General features: G+C 33.3%; 17 protein-coding genes, 1 tRNA gene, 1 pseudogene and 1 other annotated feature. Of the genes and pseudogenes, 15 read left to right on the top strand and 4 right to left on the bottom strand.

The features are described 5' to 3' along the window. The gene (locus HMPREF0528_RS04315; RefSeq protein WP_004895398.1) at positions 1-1275 is read left to right on the top strand and encodes a sensor histidine kinase; all 1275 of its coding nucleotides are present in this window, start codon (positions 1-3) and stop codon (positions 1273-1275) included. 167 nt (positions 1276-1442) lie between these two features. Here HMPREF0528_RS04315 and HMPREF0528_RS04310 read toward each other — a convergent pair whose 3' ends face one another. After that, the gene (locus HMPREF0528_RS04310; protein WP_004895397.1) at positions 1443-3827 is read right to left on the bottom strand and encodes a Xaa-Pro dipeptidyl-peptidase; all 2385 of its coding nucleotides are present in this window, start codon (positions 3825-3827) and stop codon (positions 1443-1445) included. Between the two features lie 196 nt (positions 3828-4023). Here HMPREF0528_RS04310 and HMPREF0528_RS04305 point away from each other — a divergent pair, with 196 nt between their 5' ends. From HMPREF0528_RS04305 to HMPREF0528_RS04270, 8 genes are all read left to right on the top strand, one after another. Next, entirely contained in the window at positions 4024-6558 is a 2535-nt protein-coding gene (locus HMPREF0528_RS04305) for a M1 family metallopeptidase (protein WP_004895396.1), read from the top strand. An 86-nt stretch (positions 6559-6644) separates the two neighbouring features. After that, positions 6645-7415, top strand: coding sequence for a Cof-type HAD-IIB family hydrolase (locus tag HMPREF0528_RS04300; RefSeq protein ID WP_004895395.1), 771 nt, complete (start codon positions 6645-6647; stop codon positions 7413-7415). Between the two features lie 157 nt (positions 7416-7572). After that, positions 7573-7646 (top strand) — tRNA-Arg (locus tag HMPREF0528_RS04295). A 499-nt stretch (positions 7647-8145) separates the two neighbouring features. Further along, the gene (locus tag HMPREF0528_RS04290; RefSeq protein WP_004895394.1) at positions 8146-9714 is read left to right on the top strand and encodes an ABC transporter ATP-binding protein; all 1569 of its coding nucleotides are present in this window, start codon (positions 8146-8148) and stop codon (positions 9712-9714) included. A 263-nt stretch (positions 9715-9977) separates the two neighbouring features. Further along, positions 9978-11789 carry a glutamine--fructose-6-phosphate transaminase (isomerizing) gene (glmS, locus tag HMPREF0528_RS04285; RefSeq protein ID WP_004895393.1) on the top strand — a complete coding sequence of 604 codons (1812 nt, stop codon included), beginning with the start codon at positions 9978-9980 and terminating at the stop codon, positions 11787-11789. A gap of 144 nt (positions 11790-11933) precedes the next feature. Then, a complete protein-coding gene (locus HMPREF0528_RS04280; protein ID WP_004895392.1) occupies positions 11934-12353 on the top strand; it encodes a helix-turn-helix domain-containing protein in 420 nt (139 codons plus the stop codon). Continuing rightward, positions 12346-12933 carry a Fic/DOC family protein gene (locus HMPREF0528_RS04275; protein ID WP_004895391.1) on the top strand — a complete coding sequence of 196 codons (588 nt, stop codon included), beginning with the start codon at positions 12346-12348 and terminating at the stop codon, positions 12931-12933. Before HMPREF0528_RS04280 ends, HMPREF0528_RS04275 begins: the two co-directional genes overlap by 8 nt. A gap of 285 nt (positions 12934-13218) precedes the next feature. Further along, positions 13219-14007 (top strand): glycosyltransferase, encoded by a 789-nt coding sequence (locus tag HMPREF0528_RS04270; protein ID WP_004895390.1) that lies wholly within the window; start codon positions 13219-13221, stop codon positions 14005-14007. A 49-nt stretch (positions 14008-14056) separates the two neighbouring features. On the opposite strand, the gene HMPREF0528_RS04265 is transcribed toward HMPREF0528_RS04270, so the two are convergent. Beyond that, positions 14057-14617, bottom strand: a complete 561-nt coding sequence (locus HMPREF0528_RS04265; RefSeq protein ID WP_004895389.1) for a DUF4811 domain-containing protein — start codon at positions 14615-14617, stop codon at positions 14057-14059. Next, complete coding sequence (locus HMPREF0528_RS04260) at positions 14617-16089, bottom strand: MDR family MFS transporter (RefSeq protein WP_004895388.1); 1473 nt, start codon at positions 16087-16089, stop codon at positions 14617-14619. The genes HMPREF0528_RS04265 and HMPREF0528_RS04260 overlap by 1 nt, the downstream gene beginning before the upstream one ends. Before the next feature lie 177 nt (positions 16090-16266). Here HMPREF0528_RS04260 and HMPREF0528_RS04255 point away from each other — a divergent pair, with 177 nt between their 5' ends. Then, on the top strand, positions 16267-16704 hold the full coding sequence (locus HMPREF0528_RS04255; protein ID WP_004897047.1) for a MerR family transcriptional regulator: 438 nt from the start codon (positions 16267-16269) through the stop codon (positions 16702-16704). An 86-nt stretch (positions 16705-16790) separates the two neighbouring features. Here the strand turns inward: HMPREF0528_RS04255 and HMPREF0528_RS09195 are convergent. After that, a pseudogene (locus tag HMPREF0528_RS09195) lies at positions 16791-18545 on the bottom strand (oligopeptide ABC transporter substrate-binding protein). A gap of 79 nt (positions 18546-18624) precedes the next feature. Continuing rightward, positions 18625-18864 (bottom strand) — a binding site (T-box leader). 363 nt (positions 18865-19227) lie between these two features. Here HMPREF0528_RS09195 and HMPREF0528_RS04245 point away from each other — a divergent pair. The 5 genes from HMPREF0528_RS04245 (at position 19228) to HMPREF0528_RS04225 (ending at position 24508) form a co-directional block, all read left to right on the top strand. Beyond that, a complete protein-coding gene (locus HMPREF0528_RS04245) occupies positions 19228-19593 on the top strand; it encodes a pyridoxamine 5'-phosphate oxidase family protein (RefSeq protein WP_004895383.1) in 366 nt (121 codons plus the stop codon). A 160-nt stretch (positions 19594-19753) separates the two neighbouring features. Beyond that, entirely contained in the window at positions 19754-21070 is a 1317-nt protein-coding gene (locus HMPREF0528_RS04240) for a C1 family peptidase (protein ID WP_004895382.1), read from the top strand. Positions 21071-21345: 275 nt separating this feature from the next. Further along, the gene (locus HMPREF0528_RS04235) at positions 21346-21540 is read left to right on the top strand and encodes a helix-turn-helix domain-containing protein (RefSeq protein WP_004895381.1); all 195 of its coding nucleotides are present in this window, start codon (positions 21346-21348) and stop codon (positions 21538-21540) included. A 79-nt stretch (positions 21541-21619) separates the two neighbouring features. Further along, entirely contained in the window at positions 21620-22519 is a 900-nt protein-coding gene (locus tag HMPREF0528_RS04230) for an alpha/beta hydrolase (RefSeq protein ID WP_004895380.1), read from the top strand. Between the two features lie 192 nt (positions 22520-22711). Further along, complete coding sequence (locus HMPREF0528_RS04225; RefSeq protein ID WP_004895379.1) at positions 22712-24508, top strand: DUF2207 domain-containing protein; 1797 nt, start codon at positions 22712-22714, stop codon at positions 24506-24508. Positions 24509-24513: the final 5 nt, after the last annotated feature.

The raw sequence follows: 24513 nt of genomic DNA, 5'->3' as shown, positions 1-24513 counted from the left end.
ATGATCCAAAAGTTTCGGCGGAAATTTATTGGAATGTCGATTACAGCTTTGTTTATAGTTCTCGTAATCACCTTAGGTGCTTTATTGGGAGTTAGCTATACTCAAAGTCATAATGAGGTGGATCGAGTTTTAACGGCCTTGGTGAACAATCAAGGACAATTAACCCCGCGGAATGCTAAACCAGTCTTTGGTAATCAAAAAGATCCAATTAATAAAAATTTCTTGGCAGGCGAATATAATCCGGAGGCAGTTTTTCAATATCGTTATTTCACTGTTGCTGAGACTCCGCAGAGTAATCCGCGGATAGTAAATGATGACAATGTTTATGATGTTGGACGAACTGAAATTCTTAGTACAAGTAAGAGAATTTTTAATGATAAGACAGCAGACGGCGTAGTGACAATTGGTAATAATCAGTATGCTTACCGTGTTGGGAAAAATCAGACTGGTCGTAAGTTTATTGTTTATTTAAATGAATCGCTGATTTATCATCGTTTTTCTCTCCTAGTTAGGGTATCGATTGTTTTAGCAATTGGGGCTTTGATTGTTTTTGCCTTGGTATTGATTTTGGTTTCTAAAAAGGCAATCGGTCCAATTATTACAACGTATCGTAAACAACGTGAGTTTATTACCAATGCTGGTCATGAATTAAAAACTCCTTTGGCCATTATTGCTGCTAATACCGAAATGGAAGAGATGTTAGGCAATAATTCTGAATGGAATAAAAGCACCAAGGAACAAGTTGATCGATTAACAAGGTTAATTAACCGATTAATTGCACTAGCTCGAACTGGTGAAACTGGTGAAGTGGTCCTAAATAAAGTGAATTTTTCTGAAATTGTTAAAAAGAATGTTAATAGCTTTAAGTCTGTAATGCAAAAAAATAATCTTAAATATAGTGGAATGATTATGCCAGATTTATATGTTAAGGCAGAGAAAAATGTGTTAAGTGAACTGATTAATATCTTACTAGACAATGCACGTAAATATTGCGATAAAGATGGGAAAGTGCAGGTAACCTTAACTAAAGGAAGGCTAGGAACAAATGCCATCTTAAAGGTTGCTAATACTTATAAAGAAGGAAAAGGAAAAGATTATTCACATTTCTTTGAACGCTTCTATAGAGAAGATGAATCACACAATTCAAAGCAATCAGGATTTGGAATTGGATTAGCAATGGCGCAAGAGATTGTTCACACATTTCATGGGAAAATTCATGTTAGTCATAAAGATGATATGATTATCTTTACAGTAATTTTGAAATTAGCAAAATAAGAAAAAGCAGTTAGTTTTCGTTTTTTGAAGACTAGCTGCTTTTTGCGTACTGTAAATTTTAAAATATTATTATTTAAAATAATATCCAATACATTGTTGAACTTGAAGTTTCCATATTGTCTCTCCCCTTTCTTTAAGTGGAGGCTCAGTATTAGTATCAATAGTTATTACATCTCATGAAAAATCAATTGTGTCTTATCTAAATCAATAGTATAAGTTTCTTCTTCTAATGGACGCTTCGTCATTCCTTGATCAGTTGAGTAAATGATTAAGCCTAATCGTGCACCGGCTGGTAAACGATAGAAGGTAGGTTGTAGTTCGAATTCTAAGTCATAGAATTTACCAGGTTCAACTTTTTCGGCATGTTTCATATCTGCATAGTTTTGAACATTCATGTGACCTTTAGTAATTAATTTAGCCTTAGTTTCTTTATCAGGAACGAATTCCTTCATTACCTCGGTGCCGAAGCGGTAGCCTAATTCTTGAATTTGATCATTAAATGACTTAGGAATTGGAGTGAGGCGTTTTCTAGTACCTAGATCAACTAAAGCTACGGAAATTTGGCCTTTAGGAAGAGAGGTAGAAACACTCATTTTAATCTTGGGACGACCAACTACTGTAACAGTATGAATGAATTCATCAGTTACAAAGCGCAATTGTTGATCAAGCCATTTTTCTTCTCCAGAAATGAAGTCGTACTGCCATTTTCCTTCAGAAATTTTAGCTTCTTTAAAGATTTTTCCACCTTGGTCTGTAAATGAAACTTTATCATTATCTTCTCCGCCATCTTTTAAGAGGCTGCCACTCTTATCTGGGAAGTAAATTTCTTTTTTACCTAATTCATTATTCCAAGTTGGTTCTTCATGCCAGATATCTGGTTGTAGATTATCTTGAATCATTACATCTTCCCATTGCTTGTAAGCATTATTTTTAATGTCTAACAATTCATGACAGAACCAGAGGTTCATTAAATCAGAAAAGTCAATGGAAAGAAGATTATTCATGTTGTAGTGCGGACCTTGGTGTAAGAATAGTTTATGTGCAATTGGTAATTTAGAAATTTTTTGCCAAATTTTATAAACATTCTTAGGCTTAACATTCCAGTCATTAAGACCATGAACTGAAATCCAAGAACATTTAATATTATCAGTGTGGTGACGATAATTTCTAGCCTCCCAGAAATCAGAATATTGGCCAGTTTCACGATCTGATTTTTCTAAAAGACGCTTTTGCATTGCATCATATCTAGGTTTGATTTTTAGATAGTCACCTGCATCCCAAAGATTAGACTGACAAGTTTCAGCCAGCATATCTAAGTCTTCTCCTTGGCAAGCCTCGGGAGCAATGACTAAGCCATGCTCGCGGTAGTAATCATACCAAGAAGAAATTGCAGCTTCAGAAACTACAGTTTTAAGTCCCTTCACCCCTGTAGTAGCAACTGCAATTTGAAGAGTACCAAGGTATGAACGACCAGTCATTCCAATATTCCCATTACACCAGGAAGCTTTTGTTTCATGCTTTCTAGTTCTGTCAGTATAGGCAATACGGTCACCATGGAGCCATTCAATAATTTCTTTAGCACTTTCAGTTTCTTCTGGTGCACCAGTAATTCTTAAACCGTCGGAACCGCGTGTTCCAATGGCACCAGCATAAACATTTGCAAATCCACGTGCTAATAAATATTCATTTAGCGAATAGGCTGCTTTATGTACTGCTTCTTCTGTAGCGGCTTGATCTTCACTAGCAGGCTTTTGAGCTTTAGCAGTAGGCATTGCTTCATACTTAGGGTAAGTACTTTTAGTAGCATCTTCTAGATTGACATCTACATTGTGGTTTCGTTTTTCATTAGCAATAATTCCGCCAAAGTATGGATCTGCTGTATAGAGAGCAGGGAACTTGAAGTTGTTTGATTGATAAGGACGAAAGACTGTGACTTGAAGTAAATCAGGTTTGCCATCTTCATCAGTATCAAGATCACTTTCAACATAAACTACTTCACGAATAACCTTACTCATATCAAAAACTGGTAGTGACTTACCATTAAAGTACATAAATTTATTATTACCATAAAACTGGGTGAAGTAACCTTTACCAGCCATATTATCAATGAAAGTTTGGCCATTTTTAGCTCGAGTGTTAAGTAGGCGGTAGAAGACTTTAACTAATTCATTACGATTAATTTCTTCGTGATCAGTGTAAGGAAGAGAATTAGCCTTCATCCGAGCTAGTGGATCATTTAAGTCATAATCGTAGCCAACATGATAGCCGAGTAATTGCAGAGCAATATTATAAAATTGGTTACGTGAAATTGAATTAGGATTTTCAGCTAGAAAATCTTTTAAATTTTTATGATCACTAACTGCAAATTCTGCTAATTTAGCTTCTTTTGCATCGTAAGTTTTGGCTTCAGCAACGGAGTTTTCAACTAACGTTGCTAAAAGGCCAGAAAAACTATTTTCTTTCCAATCATTAGGTAAGAAGTTAATAGATTGTAGTTCTTTAACAATTTGGTCAAAGTCTGTTTTTAAATAACCATATTGATTATATTTCATTATAAAAAACACTCCTTTTTTGTCTTTTCTCTTAATTTTTATTTTACTAGTTTTAATTGAATAAAAGAAGAATGAAACAATATTTTAAATTATGTAGGATAGCCTAAATTATTTTTAATTTAATCCAAAAACTGGTAAGTAAGATTTTAATTTCTTATAATAAATAGTTGAGAAGTTAAATATTGGAGGTCAAAATATGACAGAAGTAAAACGCTTTTATGAAACTTTTCATCCAGAACATTACGATATCTATTTAGATATTAGTCGTGAAAAGAAGAGATTTCATGGCAAGACTGTTGTAATCGGTGAAGCACAGGAAGAATTAGTAAAACTAAATCAAAAGTACTTAAAGATTACCTCTGTTAGAGTAGATCAAAAGAAGGCTGACTTTAATTACAACGATAAAGATGAAGTAATTAATATTGAAGCTGGAAAAGTAGGTAAGATGAAAATTGAAGTTGACTTCGAAGGTAAGTTGACTGATACAATGATGGGAATTTATCCTTCTTACTACGAAGTTGATGGTGAAAAGAAGCAATTAATTGGTACACAATTTGAAACCACCTTTGCTCGTCAAGCCTTCCCATGTGTTGATGAACCAGAAGCAAAAGCTACTTTTGCACTTGCAATTAAGTTTGATGAAAAACCTGGTGAAAGTATTATTTCTAACCAACCAGAAGAGAAGTTTAAAGATGGTGTTCACTACTTTAAACCAACTCTACGTATGTCTAGTTATTTGGTTGCTTTTGTCTTCGGTGATATGCAAAGAAAATTGACTAAGACAAAATCTGGCGTTGAAATTGGTGTTTTTGCTACAAGAGCTCACCAAGCAAAAGAATTAGATTTTGCCTTAGACATTGCTAAGCGTTCAATTGAATTCTTTGAAGATTTCTATGAAACTCCATATCCATTAGAACATTCATATCAAGTAGCACTTCCTGACTTTTCAGCTGGTGCGATGGAAAACTGGGGTTGTGTAACTTATCGTGAAGCATACTTATTACTTGATCCTGACAATACTTCATTAGAAATGAAGCAATTAGTTGCTACAGTTATTGCTCATGAATTAGCTCACCAATGGTTTGGAGACTTAGTAACTATGAAGTGGTGGGATAATCTATGGCTTAACGAAAGTTTTGCTAATATGATGGAATATGTGGCTATTGATGCCTTAGAACCAAATTGGAAGATTTGGGAAATGTTCCAAACTTCAGAAGTTCCAGCAGCTCTCCAAAGGGATGCAACAGACGGTGTTCAATCTGTTCATGTTATGGTTAATGATCCAGCTGAAATTGATGCCTTATTTGACTCAGCCATTGTTTATGCAAAGGGATCAAGAATGTTAGTAATGGTTCGTGCCTTACTAGGAGATGAAGCTCTTCGTAAAGGTTTGAAGAACTACTTTGCTGCTCATAAATATGGTAATGCAACTGGGGATGATTTATGGAAGGCGCTTGGAGAAGCAAGCGGCTTAGATATTGGTACGATTATGCATTCTTGGCTTGAACAACCAGGTTACCCAGTAGTAAATGCAAAAGTTGAAGATGGTAAGTTAGTTTTAACTCAAAAACAATTCTTTATCGGTGAAGGTAAGGAAGTGGGACGTAAGTGGCAAATCCCACTAAATTCAAACTATGCTGCTGTTCCAAAGATTATGAAGGATGGAAAATTAGTTGTTGGTGACTATACTGATTTAATTGCTGACAACGGTGTTCCATTCCGTTTAAATGTAGGCAACAATTCAGACTTCATTGTTAAATATGATAAGACCTTACTTGATGATATTTTGAACCATATTGATGAATTAGATGCGGTTGATAAATTACAGTTACTACAAGACTTCAGATTATTAGCAGAAGGCGGTCATATGTCTTATGCAGATATTGTTCCACTTCTTCCTAAATTTGCAGATTCTACTTCACCAATTGTAAACAATGCTTTATACAGAATTATGACTACTTTACGTAATTTTGTAACTCCAGATTCTAAGGAAGAAAAGGATCTAAAGAAGCTTTATAATTTACTTTCTGAAAAACAAGTTAAGCGTCTAGGATTACTTCCAAAAGCTGGTGAATCTAATGATGATAATTTAACTAGACCATATGTTGTTGCAGCTTCCTTATATGCTGGTAATGATGAGACAATTAACGGTCTACATACTATTTATTCAGAAAATTCGGATAACTTAGAGGGTATTTCCGCTGATATTAGAAGTGCTGTTTTGGTTAACGAAGTTAAGAACTTTGGTAACATGACTTTATTTGATAAACTTCTTAAGAAGTATCAAGAAACTTCTGATGCAAGTTTGAAGCAAGACTTGTGTGCTGGTATTACTTCAATTAAAATGCCTGAAATCATTGATGCAATTGTTGATGACTTTGAAAATTCTGAAATTATTAAGCCACAAGACTTACGTGCATGGTACCGTAATGTTTTAGCTAATCCATTTGGCCAAGAACAAGCTTGGAACTGGATTAGATTAGAATGGCCATGGCTTGAAGCAACTGTAGGTGGAGATATGGAATTTGCAACCTTTATTACTGTAACTGCAAATATTTTCCATACTGAAGAAAGATTGAATCAATTCAAAGACTTCTTTGAACCAAAGATCAATACTCCAGGCTTAACTCGTGAAATCAAGATGGATACTAAGGTAATTGAAACTAAGGTTAACTTAGTTAAGAAAGAACAGTCTGCTGTTAACGCTGCAATTGCTAAAGCTGTTGACTAAAATTTGAAAAATAAATAATTAAAAGATGCGCTTTCGGTTTTGAAAGCGCATTTTTGATATAATTGAAAAGATAGAGGTGAGAGGATTTGGTAAAAACAATATTTTTTGATGTGGACGGAACGTTAGTTTCTCATAAAACTGATAGCGTTCCAGAAAGTACTAGGAAGGCACTTAAGCTTTTACATGAAAATGGCTATAAATTAGTGCTAGCTACAGGCCGTGATATGAGTCAATTAAAAAAATTACCAGTCAAGGATTTGAAATTTGATGGTTATTTGACAATGAATGGTCAACTTTGTTTGGATGGAGATGGAAAAGAAATTTTTGGTAATCCAATTGATGAGAAGGATACTGAAAAAATGGTCCAATTAATTAAAGAAAAAACTGTTCCAATTACTACGATTGGTAAAAAGGGCCCATATATTAATTTTGTAACTGATGAGGTGGTAGCTGCTCAAAAAGCTGTTTCAAGTAAAGTTGCACCTATTGGTGAATATCACGGAGAAAAAGTCTATCAATTTATTGCATATGGAGATCGAGAAAAATTAAAGCATTTAGTGAATGATTTGCCTAATTGTAAATTAAGTTGGTGGAATGAATATGCAGTAGATATCATCTCAAAAGACGGTGGTAAATTAGCTGGTATTGAAAAGTATCTAGAACTACAAGGTCAAACTTTAGCAGATGCAATGGCTTTTGGTGATGGCGAAAATGATCTAGAAATGTTAAAAGCTGTTAAAATTGGAGTTGCAATGGGGAATGGCGAAGAGCAAGTAAAGCGCATTGCAGACTATGTAACTACTGATATTGACGCAGACGGCATCTTTAATGCATGCAAGTATTATAAGTTAATTTAGAGGAATAGGAATGGTAAATATCAGCTGCTATTCCTTATTTTTATATCCCTAAAGGTGGGGTAGATAAAAAATTTAAATTAAAATCAAAAAAATTCAAAAAAGTAATTGACATATAAGTCCCTTTTCCCTATACTAGAATATGTTCTGTTAAGGAATTGGTTTGGTAGCTCAGCTGGATAGAGCAACGGTCTTCTAAACCGTGGGTCGTGAGTTCGAATCTCACCCAAATCACTGATATGACGCTCCGTATGGAGCGTCTTTTTTTGTGCAATTTTTTATTTGCCCCCCCAAATGACCCCCCCAGGCTAATTAATTTGTTGCTTTCTTTAAGTTAATGGAATTATTTTTAAAAGAACTATATCAGTGATTTTGCAACAAGCTTTAAATATACTACATTTAAATTACAGCAAAGAGATACAAGGAATTCTAAAAAGTATTACCAGTTTTCTACAAAAACTAATACTCTTTTTGACCATTTAGTGCAATTTGTGCTATCGGGCTTTCGTTTATGACATAATTTTTCTAATAATTGAACTTTTAATATTCTCAATTACTCATCAATAAATTAATTTTAAGCAGATTTTATGGTGCAATTTTTATTTTACTTTCATTAAAAAATATTGATTTATTTTAATTATATGTTTATTATTTAAGTTAAAATTTAATAAACTAAGGAGTATATATGGAATTATTAAAATATTTTAGAAAATTAAAATGAGAATTCCTGTTTGTGGTATTTCTAATAGTTGTTAATGCAGGTTTTCTAACTTTAGCCGGTATCTCTAGTGCAAATGCCTTGAGTGCTGTTGCAAAATTTAGAGCAAATGAATTCTTTATGTGGGTTGCAGTAATGGGATTAGCCTACATTGTTTACGCAATAGTAAATTGTTTGGTTAATATTGAACAAGCTAGATTCTCACAAAATGTAGATAAGTTAATTAGAAAAGATATCGCTACTGAATTATCAAGATCTAATTACGCTATTTTTCATAAGCAAACTGTATCTACCTATAGTTCATGGCTAACCAATGATATAACTACAATTAATAATTTTGGTATCACTGATTTTCTAATGATTGTCAGGCAAGTATTTGAAATAATCTTTGGAATGTTAACATTAGCCTACTTCAATTTCAGTCTAGTAATTACTGTGGTGGTTTTGACAATTATTATGGGTATCGTTCCAAATCTGTTCTCAAAAATATTGGCTAAAAAATCCTTGGAATATACCCATGCTAATGAACGCTTAGTCAATACAATAAACGATATACTAAATAGATTTAATACTCTTTTTCTTGCTAATTTACCTCAGACTATCGTAACGAAAATTAATAAGTCTTCAGATGATGTTAAAAAGCATACCGTACAATATGCTAAAGCAGCTGGAGTTACACAGGCTATCACAAATGGGTTGGCATTTATTAGTCAGGTAATTATTTTGGGACAAACGGGTTGGCTAATATTGCATAATTTAACTCCAGTAGGAACTATCAGTGGCGCGCAATTTTTCGCAAGTACCATCTTTGCGGAATTAAGTGGTATTAGTTTTAATTGGCAAGAGTTCAAATCAGTTAAACCTATTATGAAGAAATTCAAATCAGGGTTTGATTTGAACCCTAACAATCAAATAGTTAAAAACTTAGAATTAGGTAATATAAAATTTAACAACATTTCATACAAATATTCTAAAAACGATAAGCCTCTATTCCAAAATTTAAATTTAGATTTCCAGCTTAATAATAAATATATATTGGTAGGTGATTCAGCTGCCGGTAAGTCCACCATTCTTAATTTAATTGCGGGACTACTAAGAAATAATAGTGGTGATATAAAAATGAATGATATAAGTTATTCAGCAATTTCAGACAATGACTTACATGAAAAAATATCATATTTACAACAAGATCCTTATATCTTTTCAGCTTCTTTAAAGTGGAACTTGACTCTAGGCAAAAATATACCTGATGCTGAAATAAATAACGTTATTCATGAATGTGGCCTTGAAGATATGATCGCTAAACTTCCCAATGGCGTGGATACTGTATTGAATGATCAGGGAGAGCAATTATCAGGTGGACAGAAGCAGCGTATTTCATTTGCTAGAGAAATTCTACGAGATACACCTATTTATTTATTAGATGAAGCAACTTCTGCATTAGATAAGTCTGCTAGCGTTAAACTTGAAAAGGCAATTTTATCAAAGAAGAATAAAACGGTTATAATGGTAACTCATCATCTAAGAGAAGAAATAAAACAATTGGCTAATAAAGTGATTAATTTAAATGAAGTGAAAGAGTAGCGTATTTCATTTGATGAATAAAGATGAAATGGATTGCAAAGAAAAATGTAAGCTTTTCTATATATTTTTTATGAGCACCAAATCATTGATATGACGCTCCATATGGGGCGTCTTTTTTGTGCAATTTTTTCATCTTTTGATATAGACCAATTTTAGATAAAACATCTTGACCAATTTCTTTAATAGGGTTATTATTGCTAGTATAACAGCAAAATAAATATAGTCCATTTAACTTAAATGAACTATACCAAAGGAGAAAACTTATGTGTGGAATTGTTGGTGTTGTTGGAAAACCTGCAAGAGATATTATTTTAAATGGCTTAACTAACTTAGAATATCGTGGTTACGATTCTGCAGGTATGTATTTAAATGACTTAAATGGAAACGAATATCTAACAAAAGCGGTTGGTAGAATTTCTAACTTAAAAGAAAAACTAACTCCTGATGAACAAGGATTAGTAGGAATTGGTCATACTCGTTGGGCTACACATGGTAAGCCAACAGTAGATAATGCTCACCCTCACTTTGATGAAACTAAGCGTTTTTACCTAGTTCATAATGGGGTTGTTGAAAATTATGCCGAATTAAAAGAAAAATACTTACAAGGAGTAAAATTCTACTCTAATACTGATACTGAAGTGGTTGTCCAATTAATTAGTAAGATTGCTCGTGAGAAGAATTTAGATGGTTTTTCTGCGTTTAAAGAAGCTTTGAAATTAGTCAAAGGTTCATATGCTTTCCTTTTAGTTGATAACACTGAGCCAGAGCATGTTTTTATTGCTAAAAATAAGTCACCAATGATGTTAGGACTTGGCGATGGTTTCAATATTATTGCGTCTGATGCAATTTCTGTTTTAGATCAAACCAAAACGTTTGTTGATTTACAAGATGGTGATGTTGGTGACATTACTAAAGATTCTTACACAATCGAAACTGTTGATGGTAAAAAGGTTGAACGTAAGCCCCACGTATTAGATATTGATCCTAATGCAGCCTCAAAGGGAACTTACGAATTTTACATGCTCAAAGAAATTGATGAACAACCAAGCGTAATGCGTAAAATTTCTCAAACTTATTTTGATGAAAATGATGATGTTAAGGTTGATCCAAAAATTATTGATTCTATTTCAAAAGCAGATCGTATTTATATTTACGCTGCTGGGACTAGTTACCATGCTGGTTTAGTTGGTAAGACAATGTTAGAGCATTATACTGGAATCCCAACTGAAGTTGGTTTGGCATCAGAAGCTGGTTATCACTTCCCAATGATGAGTAAGGATCCATTCTTTATTTTCTTAACTCAGTCAGGAGAAACCGCTGATTCTCGTGTTGTTTTGAAAGAAGTTAATAAGCGTAATATCCCAAGTTTAACAATCACTAATGTAGAAGGCTCAACTTTATCAAGAGAAGCAGACTACACTATGCTCTTAGAAGCTGGTCCTGAAATTGCAGTTGCATCTACTAAGGCATACACTGCCCAAATTGCTGTTCAAGCAGTTCTGGCTAAGGCGTTGGGCGAATCACTTAATAAAGCAGAAGCTAAAGATTGGAATTTAAAGCATGATTTAGCTATTGCAGCAGAAGGGATGCAGCAACTTGTTGACAGTAAAGAAAGTTTAAAAGAGATTGCTGATAAATACCTAATTAAGTCTCGAAATGCTTTCTACATTGGACGTGGAATTGATTATGCAGTAGCCTTAGAAGGAGCATTAAAACTTAAAGAAGTTTCATATATTCAAACTGAAGGTTTTGCAGCAGCCGAATTAAAGCATGGTACTATTTCTCTTATCGAAAAAGATACCCCAGTAATTGCCTTAATTAATGATCCTGCAACTGCTGATTTAACGCGTGGAAATATTCAAGAAGTTGTTTCTAGAGGTGCTAACGTTGTTACTATTGCTGGTAAAGACTTTGCTAGAGAAGGGGACAATGTAGTTTTACCAGAAATTAACTATTATATGTCTGCTCTATTAACTGTTGTGCCAGCTCAACTTCTTGCATATTATGCATCAAAAGATAAGGGCCTTGATGTAGATAAACCACGTAACTTGGCTAAGAGTGTTACAGTTGAATAATAAAATTTAGATTAATTATGAAAATAGAGAATTAGTAATTCTAAAGGTGCTAATTCTCTATTTTTTATGTAATTTTTTAGTGAAAATCCAATTTTGATTTAAAATATATAAATAATAGTAAGGTAAAAATGAACGAGGGCAATTATGTTATCAAAAATATCAATTTTACTTACAAATCATCATTTAACCTTAAAGGATATTTCACAAAGTAATTCTTTAATGGAAAAAGATTTAGAAGAAGCACTTAATGAGAATCCAGATAATTGGTCAAGCGCAATTTTATCGGCATTATCGTCATCTTTAAATATGCGACCAGGAGATTTACTGGAATTACTTGATCCAGTTTATTCTTTGAAAATTAATGACACTAATCAAATGATTCAAGGCATTTATATTGAAGATCCAGAAATGTATGAACAAATTAGATTTGTTGTAGAAAGTGAACACTTAGAGGGTTGGCAACCAGATGAAGAGGATATTTTAATGCTTCTTGATGAGGCGATTAATCCATCTAAGGAGATTAAAAGTGAAATTGATCGGATTTGGGGTGAAGAAAATGAATGAGTCCGTAAAGGATTCTGAATGGTATCGTCAAAAATTTCTTTACCCAAATGGTACGCTTAAAAATAAACTCAATATTACTGATGCGGCAGAATTAGCACAAAAAGAATACTTAAGCTCAGGAATTCGGGCCGTGGCTTTTTTGAGAAAGAATAAAAAAATCACTAGTGTTGAAGATTTGAAAAAAATTCATAAAATTATGTTTGGCTGGCTCTACGATTGGGCTGGTCAAATTAGAGACTATGAATTAGTTAAAGGAGAGACAGAGTTTTTAGAGTATTCTCGTATTAATTTTGGAATTGAAGAAATAGACGAAAAGATACAACAATTGTCTTCTAAAAAAGAACTTGCAAATGTTGACTATGCTTTTTTACTGGATAGATTAAATTATCTTCATCCCTTTAGAGAGGGAAATGGGAGAAGCAGTAAATTATTTTTACAAGCTTTTGCTGCCAATCATGGTCAAGTGATTGATTATCCACGTTCAAACAAAGACCTGATTATTGCCCAAAATAATGCAGATATTGATCAAATTGCTAGTTTAATTAGAGTTAATGCTAAAGCAAAGAAAACTGCTCATTAGATAAGTTGAACCGATATTTGTTATATTAAAGATTTGGATTTAACAATAGAAGAAAAATGGACTAAGATGTAGATGACTGATCCGAAAACTTCTCCTTTAAGAAGTGTAACAATTTATTTTTCTTCATTAAGATCATGTTGAGCTACAATCATTTCTGATTGTAGCTTTTTTTGTTTTGTTTATAAGTTGGGTCTTAAAAATAATAAATAATGAGCATATTAATTTATTATAAAACGCTATCAAGATATAATTATTAATAATATTAAACTGAAAGGGATGAGCAGTATGAAAAAGGCATTGAATCCTCGGCTAATTGTTTCTTTGACAAGCTATGGAGATAGGTTGAATACACTATCTATTTGCCTTAAAAGTTTGCTTAATCAGACTAAAAAAGCCGATAAAATTTTAGTTTATCTGACTGATGATATTAAAGAAAGTCATCTTCCATCATCTCTTCTTGAATTACGCGATAGGGGTATTGAATATCGCTTTGTTCCCTTAGATTTAAAACCACATAAAAAGTATTATTATGCTATGCAAGAGTTTCCTGACGATATTATTGTTACAGTAGATGATGATGTTATTTACTACAAAGAAATGCTATCAGAATTATATAAAACGTACTTAAAATTTCCGAAATGTATTGTCACGGGAAGAGCACATGAAATAACTTTTAATGATGATGGATCGATTAAAGCATATGATGATTGGAATTGGTGCAGTCAAAAGTATGAACAGCCATCGATGAAATTATTAGCTACGGGGGCTGGCAGTGTTTTATACCCACCTCATCTATTAGATAAAAAGCTATTGTTTAATTTAGATTATATTAAGCACTACATTACAGTAGATGATTTATGGTTAAAATTAGTCGAAGTATTATCGAATGTACCAACGGTAGTATGTAGTTTAAGAATAGAAAAAATGCGTGAAGGAATTCCTGATACACAAGCGCAGGGCTTATTTAATAAGAATGTTGGTAAAAATGAAAATGATCTTTATTTAAAAGACTTAGATAAAAAATTTTCCTTAGCAAGTAAAATTCTCGCCTATGAAAATGGAAAAGGAAAGTAAAAAAGAAACGTCTGTATAGACGTTTCTTTTTTTAGGATATAGATAAAAATTAATGAAGGGCTGCAGCTTTTTGGGCCTGCATTTTTTCTTCCATTTGCTTTTGTAATTTTTTCATATCTTTAGTTGAAATGACTTTCCAGTTTGATGGAATGGTAAAAATATATTTTCTCTGTTTGAGTTCATTATTATGACTAAAGACTCCAAACATAATTCGACTAAAATTATCTCGGTAAACATATCGAGTGGTTTCTATTTGAAGATTGGCTTGCGCACTATGTTTAATTTCGGTCGATACCTTATCAAGTTTAATAGCTTTTGGCTTCTTTTGTTCATTGCTAGTTTTATATAAGTACACTTTTTCTGTACCATTACCTAGAGGTTGATAAAGTAGAAGGGGAAGATTGGGATTAGCACTTGAGGCGAGATTTTGTTTACTTATTTGTGTCTCAGTCTTCATTCCCCAGTGATTATAGTCATGTGCAACAATCCCCAGAATACAAAGTGATGTAACAATTAAAGAAAGCCAGGAGATTATAGTATGTCCTTTACCAGGGATGACGTTGAAGTAAATAAATAAAATTGCTGCTAAGATTAAAATTACGATTATCATTATCCATTCACCTCTTCTTGATTTTCACGGGCACGGTTACCTTTCTTGAGGAAGAAAGCAAGAACTAAAGCAATTAAGGCAAAGACAATGCTCATGGCAAATGAAGCATGGAACCCATCTAAAGTAGCATTAATAGCTTGATTTTTATATTGAAGTGGTAAAGTTTTTAGTAATTCTTTACTTGGCATATTGTTGTTAGTCGTGGTAGTTAAAACAGAGACTAAAATGGCAGTACCAATTGAACTTAAAACCTGTCTAAAGGTATTGTTTACTGCAGTTCCGTGTGAAATCTTGTCTAAAGGTAATGAGTTCATCCCAGAAGTGGTAACATTCATCATAACTAAGGCTACTCCGACCATTCTGATTGCATATAAAACGATAATTATGGTATAGGAACTTTGCTCAGTCAAAAATACAAATGGGATTGTACCTAATGTTAACAGGGTCATTCCCGTAATGGCCATCTTGCGGGCACCATATTTATCAAATAAATGTCCCGTAATTGGTGACATAATTCCAATCATTAGGGCACCTGGCAAAAGCATTAAACCTGAATGAAATGCAGATACTCCCCGTAAGTTTTGAATATATAAAGGTAGCACCATCTCTATACCAACCATGGCCAAATTTGTAATACCACTAAGGGCTGCGGCTAAAGAAAATTCAAAGTGTTTGAACACAGTAATATCTAAGAAAGGATCTGACATTTTCAATTGACGAAGACCGAAGAGGATGACAAATACTATCCCTACACCAATAAACATTAGAATTTCTGGATTAGTCCAACCTTTGTTGCCGGCCTCGGAAAAACCGTAAAGTAAGCTCCCAAATCCAACAGTAGAAGTGGTTACAGATAAAATATCAATTTTTTCTTTTTTAGTAGGGAGTACATCTTTAATTAAAAAGAAAGCTAATATAATAACCACGCCAGCAATTGGGGCAATAATACTAAATAAGTAGCGCCAAGAAAGATTATCAACGATCCATCCAGATAAAGTTGGGCCGATGGCAGGAGCTAAGCCGATAACAATACCAACAGTTCCCATGGCAGCTCCACGTTTATTAGCTGGAAAGATAGAAAGCATAATGGTTTGAAGAAGAGGCATCGTGACTCCAACGCCTAATCCTTGAATAATTCTACCAGCAAGTAAGGTTCCAAAGTTTGGTGCAATTGCTGCAATAACTGTTCCAATAAAGAAAACAGACATTGCACTCAAGTACATTTTTCTTGATCCAAAGCGATTGATTAACCATGCGGAAATTGGGATCATTACTCCGTTAACTAGCAAAAATGCTGTTGAAAGCCATTCAGCAGTTGCAGTGCTGATATGAAAGGAACGCATTATTGAAGGTAGAGCAGTAGCAAGCAATGTCCCGTTTAACACAGTACAGAAAGAACCAATAATTAAAACTAGTACCAGTAAGTTTCGATTATAGGACTTTCCGTGAATATCGGTGGGTTGTTTATCCATTTTGAAGATCCTTTCTAAATTATTAATATTAAAAATTTAACTATAAAAACTATATTCTTAAAGAAAGTAATTGTCAAATAATCTTACAAACATGTAATTATCTTTGACATATATGTTGCTAAAACTGTCATAAGATTTTAAACTAGAGTTGAGATTATGATATTTAAGGATAAAAAAATGGAAGCAAAAAAGATATTTCATGATGTGTTTCAAAATATTGAAGTCGGAATAGGCGAAGTAAGTAAAACTGTTGGTGTTTCCCAAAGACAGTTACGGTATTGGGAAGAAAAGGGATATATTAAGCCGGTCGATGATAATCAAAGTGGAGTTAGAAGATATACTCTTTCAACTTTATATTTAATTATTTTTATTAAAACTCAACTTGATCAGGGATTTACTTTATCTGCAGCCTTTGAGCGCTCAAAAGATATTAAAGTAAAAAGTAAAATTGTGAGAAACTTTTTTGAACATACTTTTAATGATGTAACTATTACGGATGCAGATAAAGCGTACGGTGAGATCGACTTGGGAGAACTTTTAGTGCAAGATGGTCAAAAGTATCATTTTAAAGGTGTAGTCGATGAGCATGGTCGATATCTAAAAATTGATAAATAAAAAATGAAGTATCCATTTATAGATACTTCATTTTTAGGACAAGTCGATATTAAAGTTATATATGATGATTAGTAATTATTTATGAATTATTTGCTAAAGCCAGCTTCATACCAAACATTAGCGGATGGTTTTAATGACCATCCCGTAACCTTACTGTTAACTGCAGTAACCGAGTAAGCTCCACTAGTTGAAACGACGTAAGCTTTACTGTACATCCATCTTTGCCATTCATGGAATTTTTGTACACGATAATTTTTATCAAAAGATTTGGCAGAATCAATTTCATCTAAAAGTTTAATATTAGTTGGAGACACAAAGCGGGCAAAGTTATATGGCATTTTTTCACCATAAAATACGCTTGGAGAAGGGTCACCGGCGGCGTCCCAACTTCCTTCAAGCACATCAATTTTTGGATCACTAGATTTAACTGCGGCAACCCAGCGATTAAATTCCATTGGGCGACCGCCAAGAAACTTAACGTTTAGGCCGGCTTTTTTCCATTGCTGGATATAGTTGCGCCAGATAGCTTCGCTGTTTTCGCCTGATCCACGCACAGCTATATTAATTACTAGAGGCTTACCGTTAGGCTGACGTCTGTAAAGGGCACCAGGGGCTTTTTTGTAGCCAGCTTTATCTAATAATTCATTAGCTTTATTTAAATTATAAGAATAAGTTGGGATGTTTTTATCTTAATATGGCGTAAATTATGACGGAATTAGTGAGTTAACTCTGAATTTTAAGCCATGATAAAAACGATTATTAATAACATTTACATTCATAGCATAAGCCATTGCTTTTCTTAAGGCAGGGTTGTTCATTTTAGCATGAGGATTTTCTACATTTTTTCCTAGTTTTTGATCCCATTTACCAACTTTAAAGGCTAGGTAGTTGTAGCTGAGAGTCTTTTTGCTAACGAAATTAACTCCCTTGGTATTTTTGACTTGTAGCTATTGAGAATCTAAAACACTGGCTACATCAAATTTGTGGCTTTTGATTGCTTGGGAAACATTTGAATTAGTAATATTTGACATGTAGATGTGAGCAAAATTATGTTTTCCACGCCAATAATACGGATTTCTAGACCAGCTAGTTGACTGACCCTGAACTGTCTTATCCATCTTGTAAGGACCAAAGTAGAGGGGATGCCTTCTAACTTGATCACTAGATACTAATTTTTCGAATGGTACTTTTTTCAAATAATGATAAGGAGCGGCATGTTCCCAGTAAAAACCACTAGCAGAATTTAGCATTGCTAGTTTTAATTCTTTGAAATGAAGAATTAAGGTCTTCCCGTTAGGACCATCTGGCATTTCAATTCCAGAAATCTCTTTGACTTTTCCTTGATGATATTCAGCCATACCTTTAATATTTTCTAATGAAGAAGTATATTGAGTAGTTTGAACCTTAGGATTGGCAATAATTTCATAAGAGTACTCTAGATCTTTGGCAACTACCGGTTTACCATCTGACCAGCGAACTTTGTCCTTTACCTTGATTTTAGCTGTATTATCGTGATGATTTAATTTTAACGTGGCAGCTCCTTTATCAGTAATTTGATATTGATCATTGATTGAAAACAGCGACTCATCTCCCGGAGCGGAAGCCTCTACATCGGGACTGGTATCAGCAATTTCTGAGAGAAAAATTCCAGTAAAAGGTGATTCGTTTTCTAGTGCATAGGTAAGAGTGCCACCTTTTTTAATGACTTTCTTGGGGACATTCTGAGAAAACTTGATTGTCTGATTACTGGAATCAGTTTTCTTAGCACCACAAGCAGTTGCGAATATCGTAAGAGAGCTTGCGAGAGTTACATACAGCAGTTTGGACTTTGACATCTTCATATAAAATCTCCTTTCGTCAAAAATCTACTAACAGCATGATTAAGAATACAAAAAGACGCCCTATTAGATCGAATTGATCCAATAGGGCGTCTTGTCGCTATACTACTTATTTTTATTAGAAAACTAGTCTTTAATTAACGTACGGTTCAATACAGGAGAACGATACGCCGTCGTTATAAAGGGCTGTCCCTTGAACCACTCTAAATCGTAGTTTACGCTCAAAGGTGATTTTCATTAAGAATCTATCTATTTCTTCACACCAACCAGAAATTCTCTGAAAGACGATTTCCTAATTACTTTTCCTTATCAAAGCTGTTTGATAATAATGTTTGTGACCATAGTATTATGACGTTTTGAAAATAAGTCAACATCAAATTATATTTTTCTTATTTTTAATATAATTTTTTATTTATAGTTTCATGATACTTATCAAGATGTGTAAGGAATAAAAAATTCCTGATGTTAATGAAAAATAAAACGATTTCATATAAGCTAAACGTTATTAATTTTGATTCATTAATAAGACAATAAAAAAAGTAAAAGCTATTTATATAGATTAATATCTGGTATAAATGTTATTTAATTTAATTAAATATTATAAAAATTTGAGCAAAAAAGAAGATTTTTTTATTAAATAGGCCTATACTTATAGGTGATTATTAGTAGAAAGGAACTGTATACTATGAAGAAATTAAACACAAATAAATTAACTGATAAACAAGCTGACCTTTTTAAGAACAATTTAGTTTACATTGCTACTGTTGATGAAAATGGTAATCCACAGGTTGGTCCTAAAGGCTCAATGACAGTATTAGACCCATCTCATATGCAATATCTTGAAAAAACTAAAGGTGCAGCCTTTGAAAATATTAAAAATGGTTCAAAAGTAGCATTAGTAGCAGCTGATGTACCATCACATACTGCTGTTCAAGTTTTGGCTACGCCACATGTTCATGAAGATGATGAATACGCAAAGAAGATCGTTTCTGGTACCGATACTCCAAATGCATTTGTAGTAGTACTTGATATTGATGAAATTTTTGAATAATTATAGAAAAGATATTTTTCTGTCTGCATTTTAAATTATTTAATAAATAGGCTAAGTATTCGATCAAATACTTAGCTTTTTTGTTATAAAACTTGCTTATTTTCTATATTAATGTAAGATTAAAATTAATTAAATTAATGAAGATAAAAGGAGAAATATAATGGGCGCCTTATCTGAACAAGAATTAGCAGCTTTTTCTGCAGACTTTAACAAAAATGATAAAAATAAAATTGCTTCTAGAGCTGCACGTCGAAGTGGATTATTTGAGGCATCATTTAACGATGAAGTTTCAAAGCGATTAAATCATACTTTTTCAACTGAATTAGATATCGGTGGAGTTACTGATCAAAAACATTCTGGACGTTGTTGGGAATTTGCTACTTTAAATGTTTTGCGTCATCATTTTGGCAAAAAGTATCATGTTAAGGATTTTACTTTCTCACAAGCTTATAATTTCTTTTGGGATAAGATTGAGAGAGCAAATGCTTTTTACGATAGTATGATTCGCCTAGCTGGTAGACCAATTGATGATCGGGAAGTTGAAACTTGGTTCAACTTTGCAGGCCAAGATGGAGGATTGTGGCAAATGGCCATTAATCTAGTTAAAAAATACGGTGTTGTTCCATCATACGCGATGCCAGAAAATGCGACTTCAAATAATACCAGTGCTCTAATTGACTCTTTAGCTCGTAAAGAAAGAAAAGATGCTTTGGTACTTCGGAAATTAGTTCAAGAAGGTAAGCTCGAGGAAGCTGAAAAGGCTAAGAAAGAATTTTTAAATGAGGTTTACCGCATGGCAGCCGTTGCTTTGGGTGAGCCACCTAAAAAATTTGATTTAGAGTACCGAGACGACGATAAGAAATATCATTTAGAAAAGGATTTAACTCCACGTCAATTTGCTGAAAAATATTTAAAAGACTTTAATTGGGATGATTACGTTGTTTTATTAAATTCACCTAATTATGATTACAATAAACGCTATCACCAAGGTTTATACGATAATGTGGCTGGTGGAACTCCGATTACGGGGCTAAATGTACCAATTGAAGTGTTAGCAAGAGCAGCTGCAGCCCAATTGAAAGATGGAAAAGCAGTTATTTTTGGAAACGACGTATTAAAACAAATGGAACGTAAGACTGGTTTCCTTGATACTGAATTATACAAAACGGATAATCTATTTAGTGTTGATACTCAAATGAGTAAAGCAGATCGTTTAGCCACTGGGGAAGGATCTGCAACACACGATATGACCTTAGTCGGTGTAGATGAAGATAATGGCGAAATTCGCAAATGGAAAGTAGAGAATTCTTGGGGCGATAAGTATGGTCATAAAGGATTCTACGAAATGAGCCAAAAGTGGTTTGAAGAATATGTGTATGATGTAGTTGTTGATAAGGAGTATTTATCTGAGGATCTAGTTAAACTCTGGGAAGCTCCCGCTATTGACTTAAAACCTTGGGAACATATTGGATTATAATAAATTGAACTTATCTTTGATTTGATTAGCAAAAGTATATGTTAAATAAAGAAGCTTAAAATATAAAAAACTTTCCTTCTGTCTTATTGAATTACAGAAAGAAAGTCTTTTTACTAAGTAAAAGTAGGGTAAGAAAGCTGAATGATCATCCTAAGAGTGTACATTTGCTTTTTCCGGCGTCTATTTACTTAATCAAGACGAATTAAATTTAACGATGATTGCTAATCAAATGTAATATTTCTAAAGAATACTTAGCACGTTTTTTTAAGAAAGAAATGGAACTAACAGTAGAAAACTATATTAATAATGTCAGGGCTGAGCGCGCTTATCATGAGTTAAAACATTTAAAGAATAATCTGACCCAAATTGCAATCAATAATGGATTTTCGAGTATTAGAACGATGAATCGAGCCTTTGATAAATTGTATGGTGAAAGTGCATCCAAAATAAAAAAGAAACGATCAAAATAGGGTAATTTACGCCAATTAATGATTAAGATTGATATATTTTTTATTATTATGAAAGCGAAATCATTAAGAGAAATAGATTATGAAAGAACAAGATATTTTAGAAGCTGTTGAAAAAATGCGTATTGACTGGAAGAAGAACGATGATAAAAGAGATAGTGGGTTACCTCATGATCTTCCAGAGATAAAGCGTGTAGATGATATTCAATATGGTAACGATCCTAAATGGAATTTATTAGATATATATTTACCGAAAAATATTGAAGGAAAAATTCCTGTTATCATTAATATTCATGGAGGTGGTTGGGTTTACGGTACTAAAGAAACCTATCAATTTTATGGACTAGGAATGGCTAAACGAGGCTTTGCTTTTATAAATCCTAACTATAAGTTGGGACCAGAAGTAAAATTTCCAGAAGAACTAAATCAAGTTAATGAATATATTCACTGGGTAGCAAAACATGCAGATGAATATAATCTTGATAAAAACAATGTTTTCTTAGTTGGGGATTCTGCTGGTGGTCAAATGGCTGAACAATACACGGCGATTTTGACCAATCCGGTATATCGAGAAAAATTTGGCTATACCCTCCCTGATTTGAAGTTCAGAGCAGTTGCCTTAAACTCACCAGCTACTTTTATGAAAGATCCAGGGATGATGATGGGAGCTACCTTGGCTTACTTTGATCCAGAAGTAATGAAGAGTGCTAAGAATCAGGACTTAATTGATGTTGAAAAATATGTTACTGGAGACTTTTTACCTACCTTCATTTCAACAGCTAATAAAGACTTTATTCATGATTGTGCAGTACGATTAGATGGATTTTTAAGGGCTAAAGGCGTAGAAGTTATTCAAAAATCTTGGGGTGATGAAAAGCATCCCAAACCACATGTTTTTCTAATTAATCAAAAGGATGAGTTAGCGAGAGAAGCTAATGACGAAGAAGCAGCATTCTTTAGAAGACATATTGTAAAAGAGTAGTAGAAAAGGCTATAGTTGAGATGCTATCGATAATTTCAAATATTGGGATCGTTGTTGCCTTATTAATACATTCATAAACAACAAAGAGTTACTGCTTAAATTGCTATTAAAGTGCTAGAATAAAATCTAGCGCTTTTTTAGTGTATTAAGTTATAATTAAGCAAAAACTCACTTTTTTTGTTAGAGGATTTTATGAAGAAATTTTTTTATGTAATGACTGAAATAATTCTTTTTTTAATTTCAGTCATTGTATTTACTAAACCAGCCTTGGCTGATGTGAATTATGATATTACAAATATTGATGTGACAGCCCGAGTTAATCCAAATGGTTCATTATCTATGGAGAGAAGGATAACCTATAAATTTGATGATGACGCTCATGGTATTTTCTATCAGCAAAATTTAGCCAATAATCAAGAATTAAAAAATCCGCAGGTTAGAATTTTGGCTGACAAAAATTCACAAATGGTAGTACCAAGTACGACTCATGAAAATAATACTTATGAATTAAGTCATAGTGATCATGGCTATCGTTTTAAAGTTTGGCATAGCGTAAGGGATGGATATAAATTTACAGTAATTTATACTTATGAAATTACAAATGCAATCACGAACTGGAAAGATACAGCTGAACTTAATTTTAAGATTATCGGAGATGGATGGGATACAGACCTAGATAATGTACGAGTAGGTATTTTCTTCCCGGGCCCAGTTAAAGACTTAAAAGCTTGGGCACATGGAGACTTGTCTGGCCAAATTACAGTTAATCCGCAAAAAGGCAATATTATCATGACAGCTTCTAATGTGGCTGGAAATGAAGGAATTGAGGTCCATAGTCTGTTTCCTGTTGAGGTAACTAATCAAAATAAGAATATTAAAGATCAAAATCATAAAGAATATGTTTTAGATCAAGAAGCAAGATTTGCACGGCAAGCTAATGAACGGCGTCAAAGAAACAGAATCCTAGGCTTAGGTGCTTTGGTAATATCTGGATTACTTTCTTTATTAGCAATTATTAGAAGTTTTACTTTAAAAAAGTCCGGAGTTAAGCCGGAAAAAGAAAAGCAACTGGTTAGGAATTATGAGATTCCATCAGTTTCACCGGTAATGGCTGAAATTTTAGATACAGGAGATGAGCCAAGTTCTAGGTCTTTAACTGCATCTCTAATAGAATTGGCTGTCCAAAAAAAGATTAAAATTGATCCTATCAAGATAAGAAAAAGAACGTACTATAAAATTTCTTTAATTGATAAAAATATAATAAAAAATAAACCTTTGTTAAATTACTTATTTGATAAAGTAGGCGATGGCAAGAGTTTTACAACATACGAACTTAAAAAACACCACTCCTCTAAGTTGGGAAAGAAGTTCAATAAGTGGCAAGAACGAGAAATGCAGAAAGCAACTAGAGCAGGATTTTTTGATGAAAAGCTTGAACATAAACAGCACGCTAATTCGATTTTGATGGTAACTTTACTAATCTTGAGTGGTATTGCAATGTTCAGCGCCTTCTTTTCGAATGAGGAAAATATTGCTTTATTTATATGTGCTGCAATTTTATTAGTACTGGCAATTTTGGCAGTTGTTTATAATAAGAAGAAATTATCAGCTTATACAGCAAGAGGAGCAGAAGTAACTAATCAAGTTCGCGGATTTAAGAAAATGCTAGATGAAATTGGTAATTTCAAGATGCGTGATATTGGAGAACTGATCTTGTGGGAAGAAATAATGCCATATGCCGTTGCTCTTGGTGTATCTAAAAAAGTATTAAAACAATTGAAACTAGAATTTGCAGATGAAATTGATGATACAAATCTATTATTCTGGGGTACTTTTTACAGTTATGGGAAAGATGGTTTTGCAAGTAACTTTAGTTCTAGCTTTGACTCAGGTGCTAACTTAAATTCTTCTGCTTCTGGTGGATCTGGCGGATTTTCAGGCGGTTCATCAGGTGGCTTTGGTGGTGGCAGCGGAGGAGGTGCCTTTTAAAGATT

This window comes from Lactobacillus johnsonii ATCC 33200 (genome assembly GCF_000159355.1).
Taxonomy (GTDB): domain Bacteria; phylum Bacillota; class Bacilli; order Lactobacillales; family Lactobacillaceae; genus Lactobacillus; species Lactobacillus johnsonii.
The sequence above is the reverse complement of the archived record's forward strand: the minus strand, read 5'-3'. Positions and strand labels throughout refer to the sequence as shown.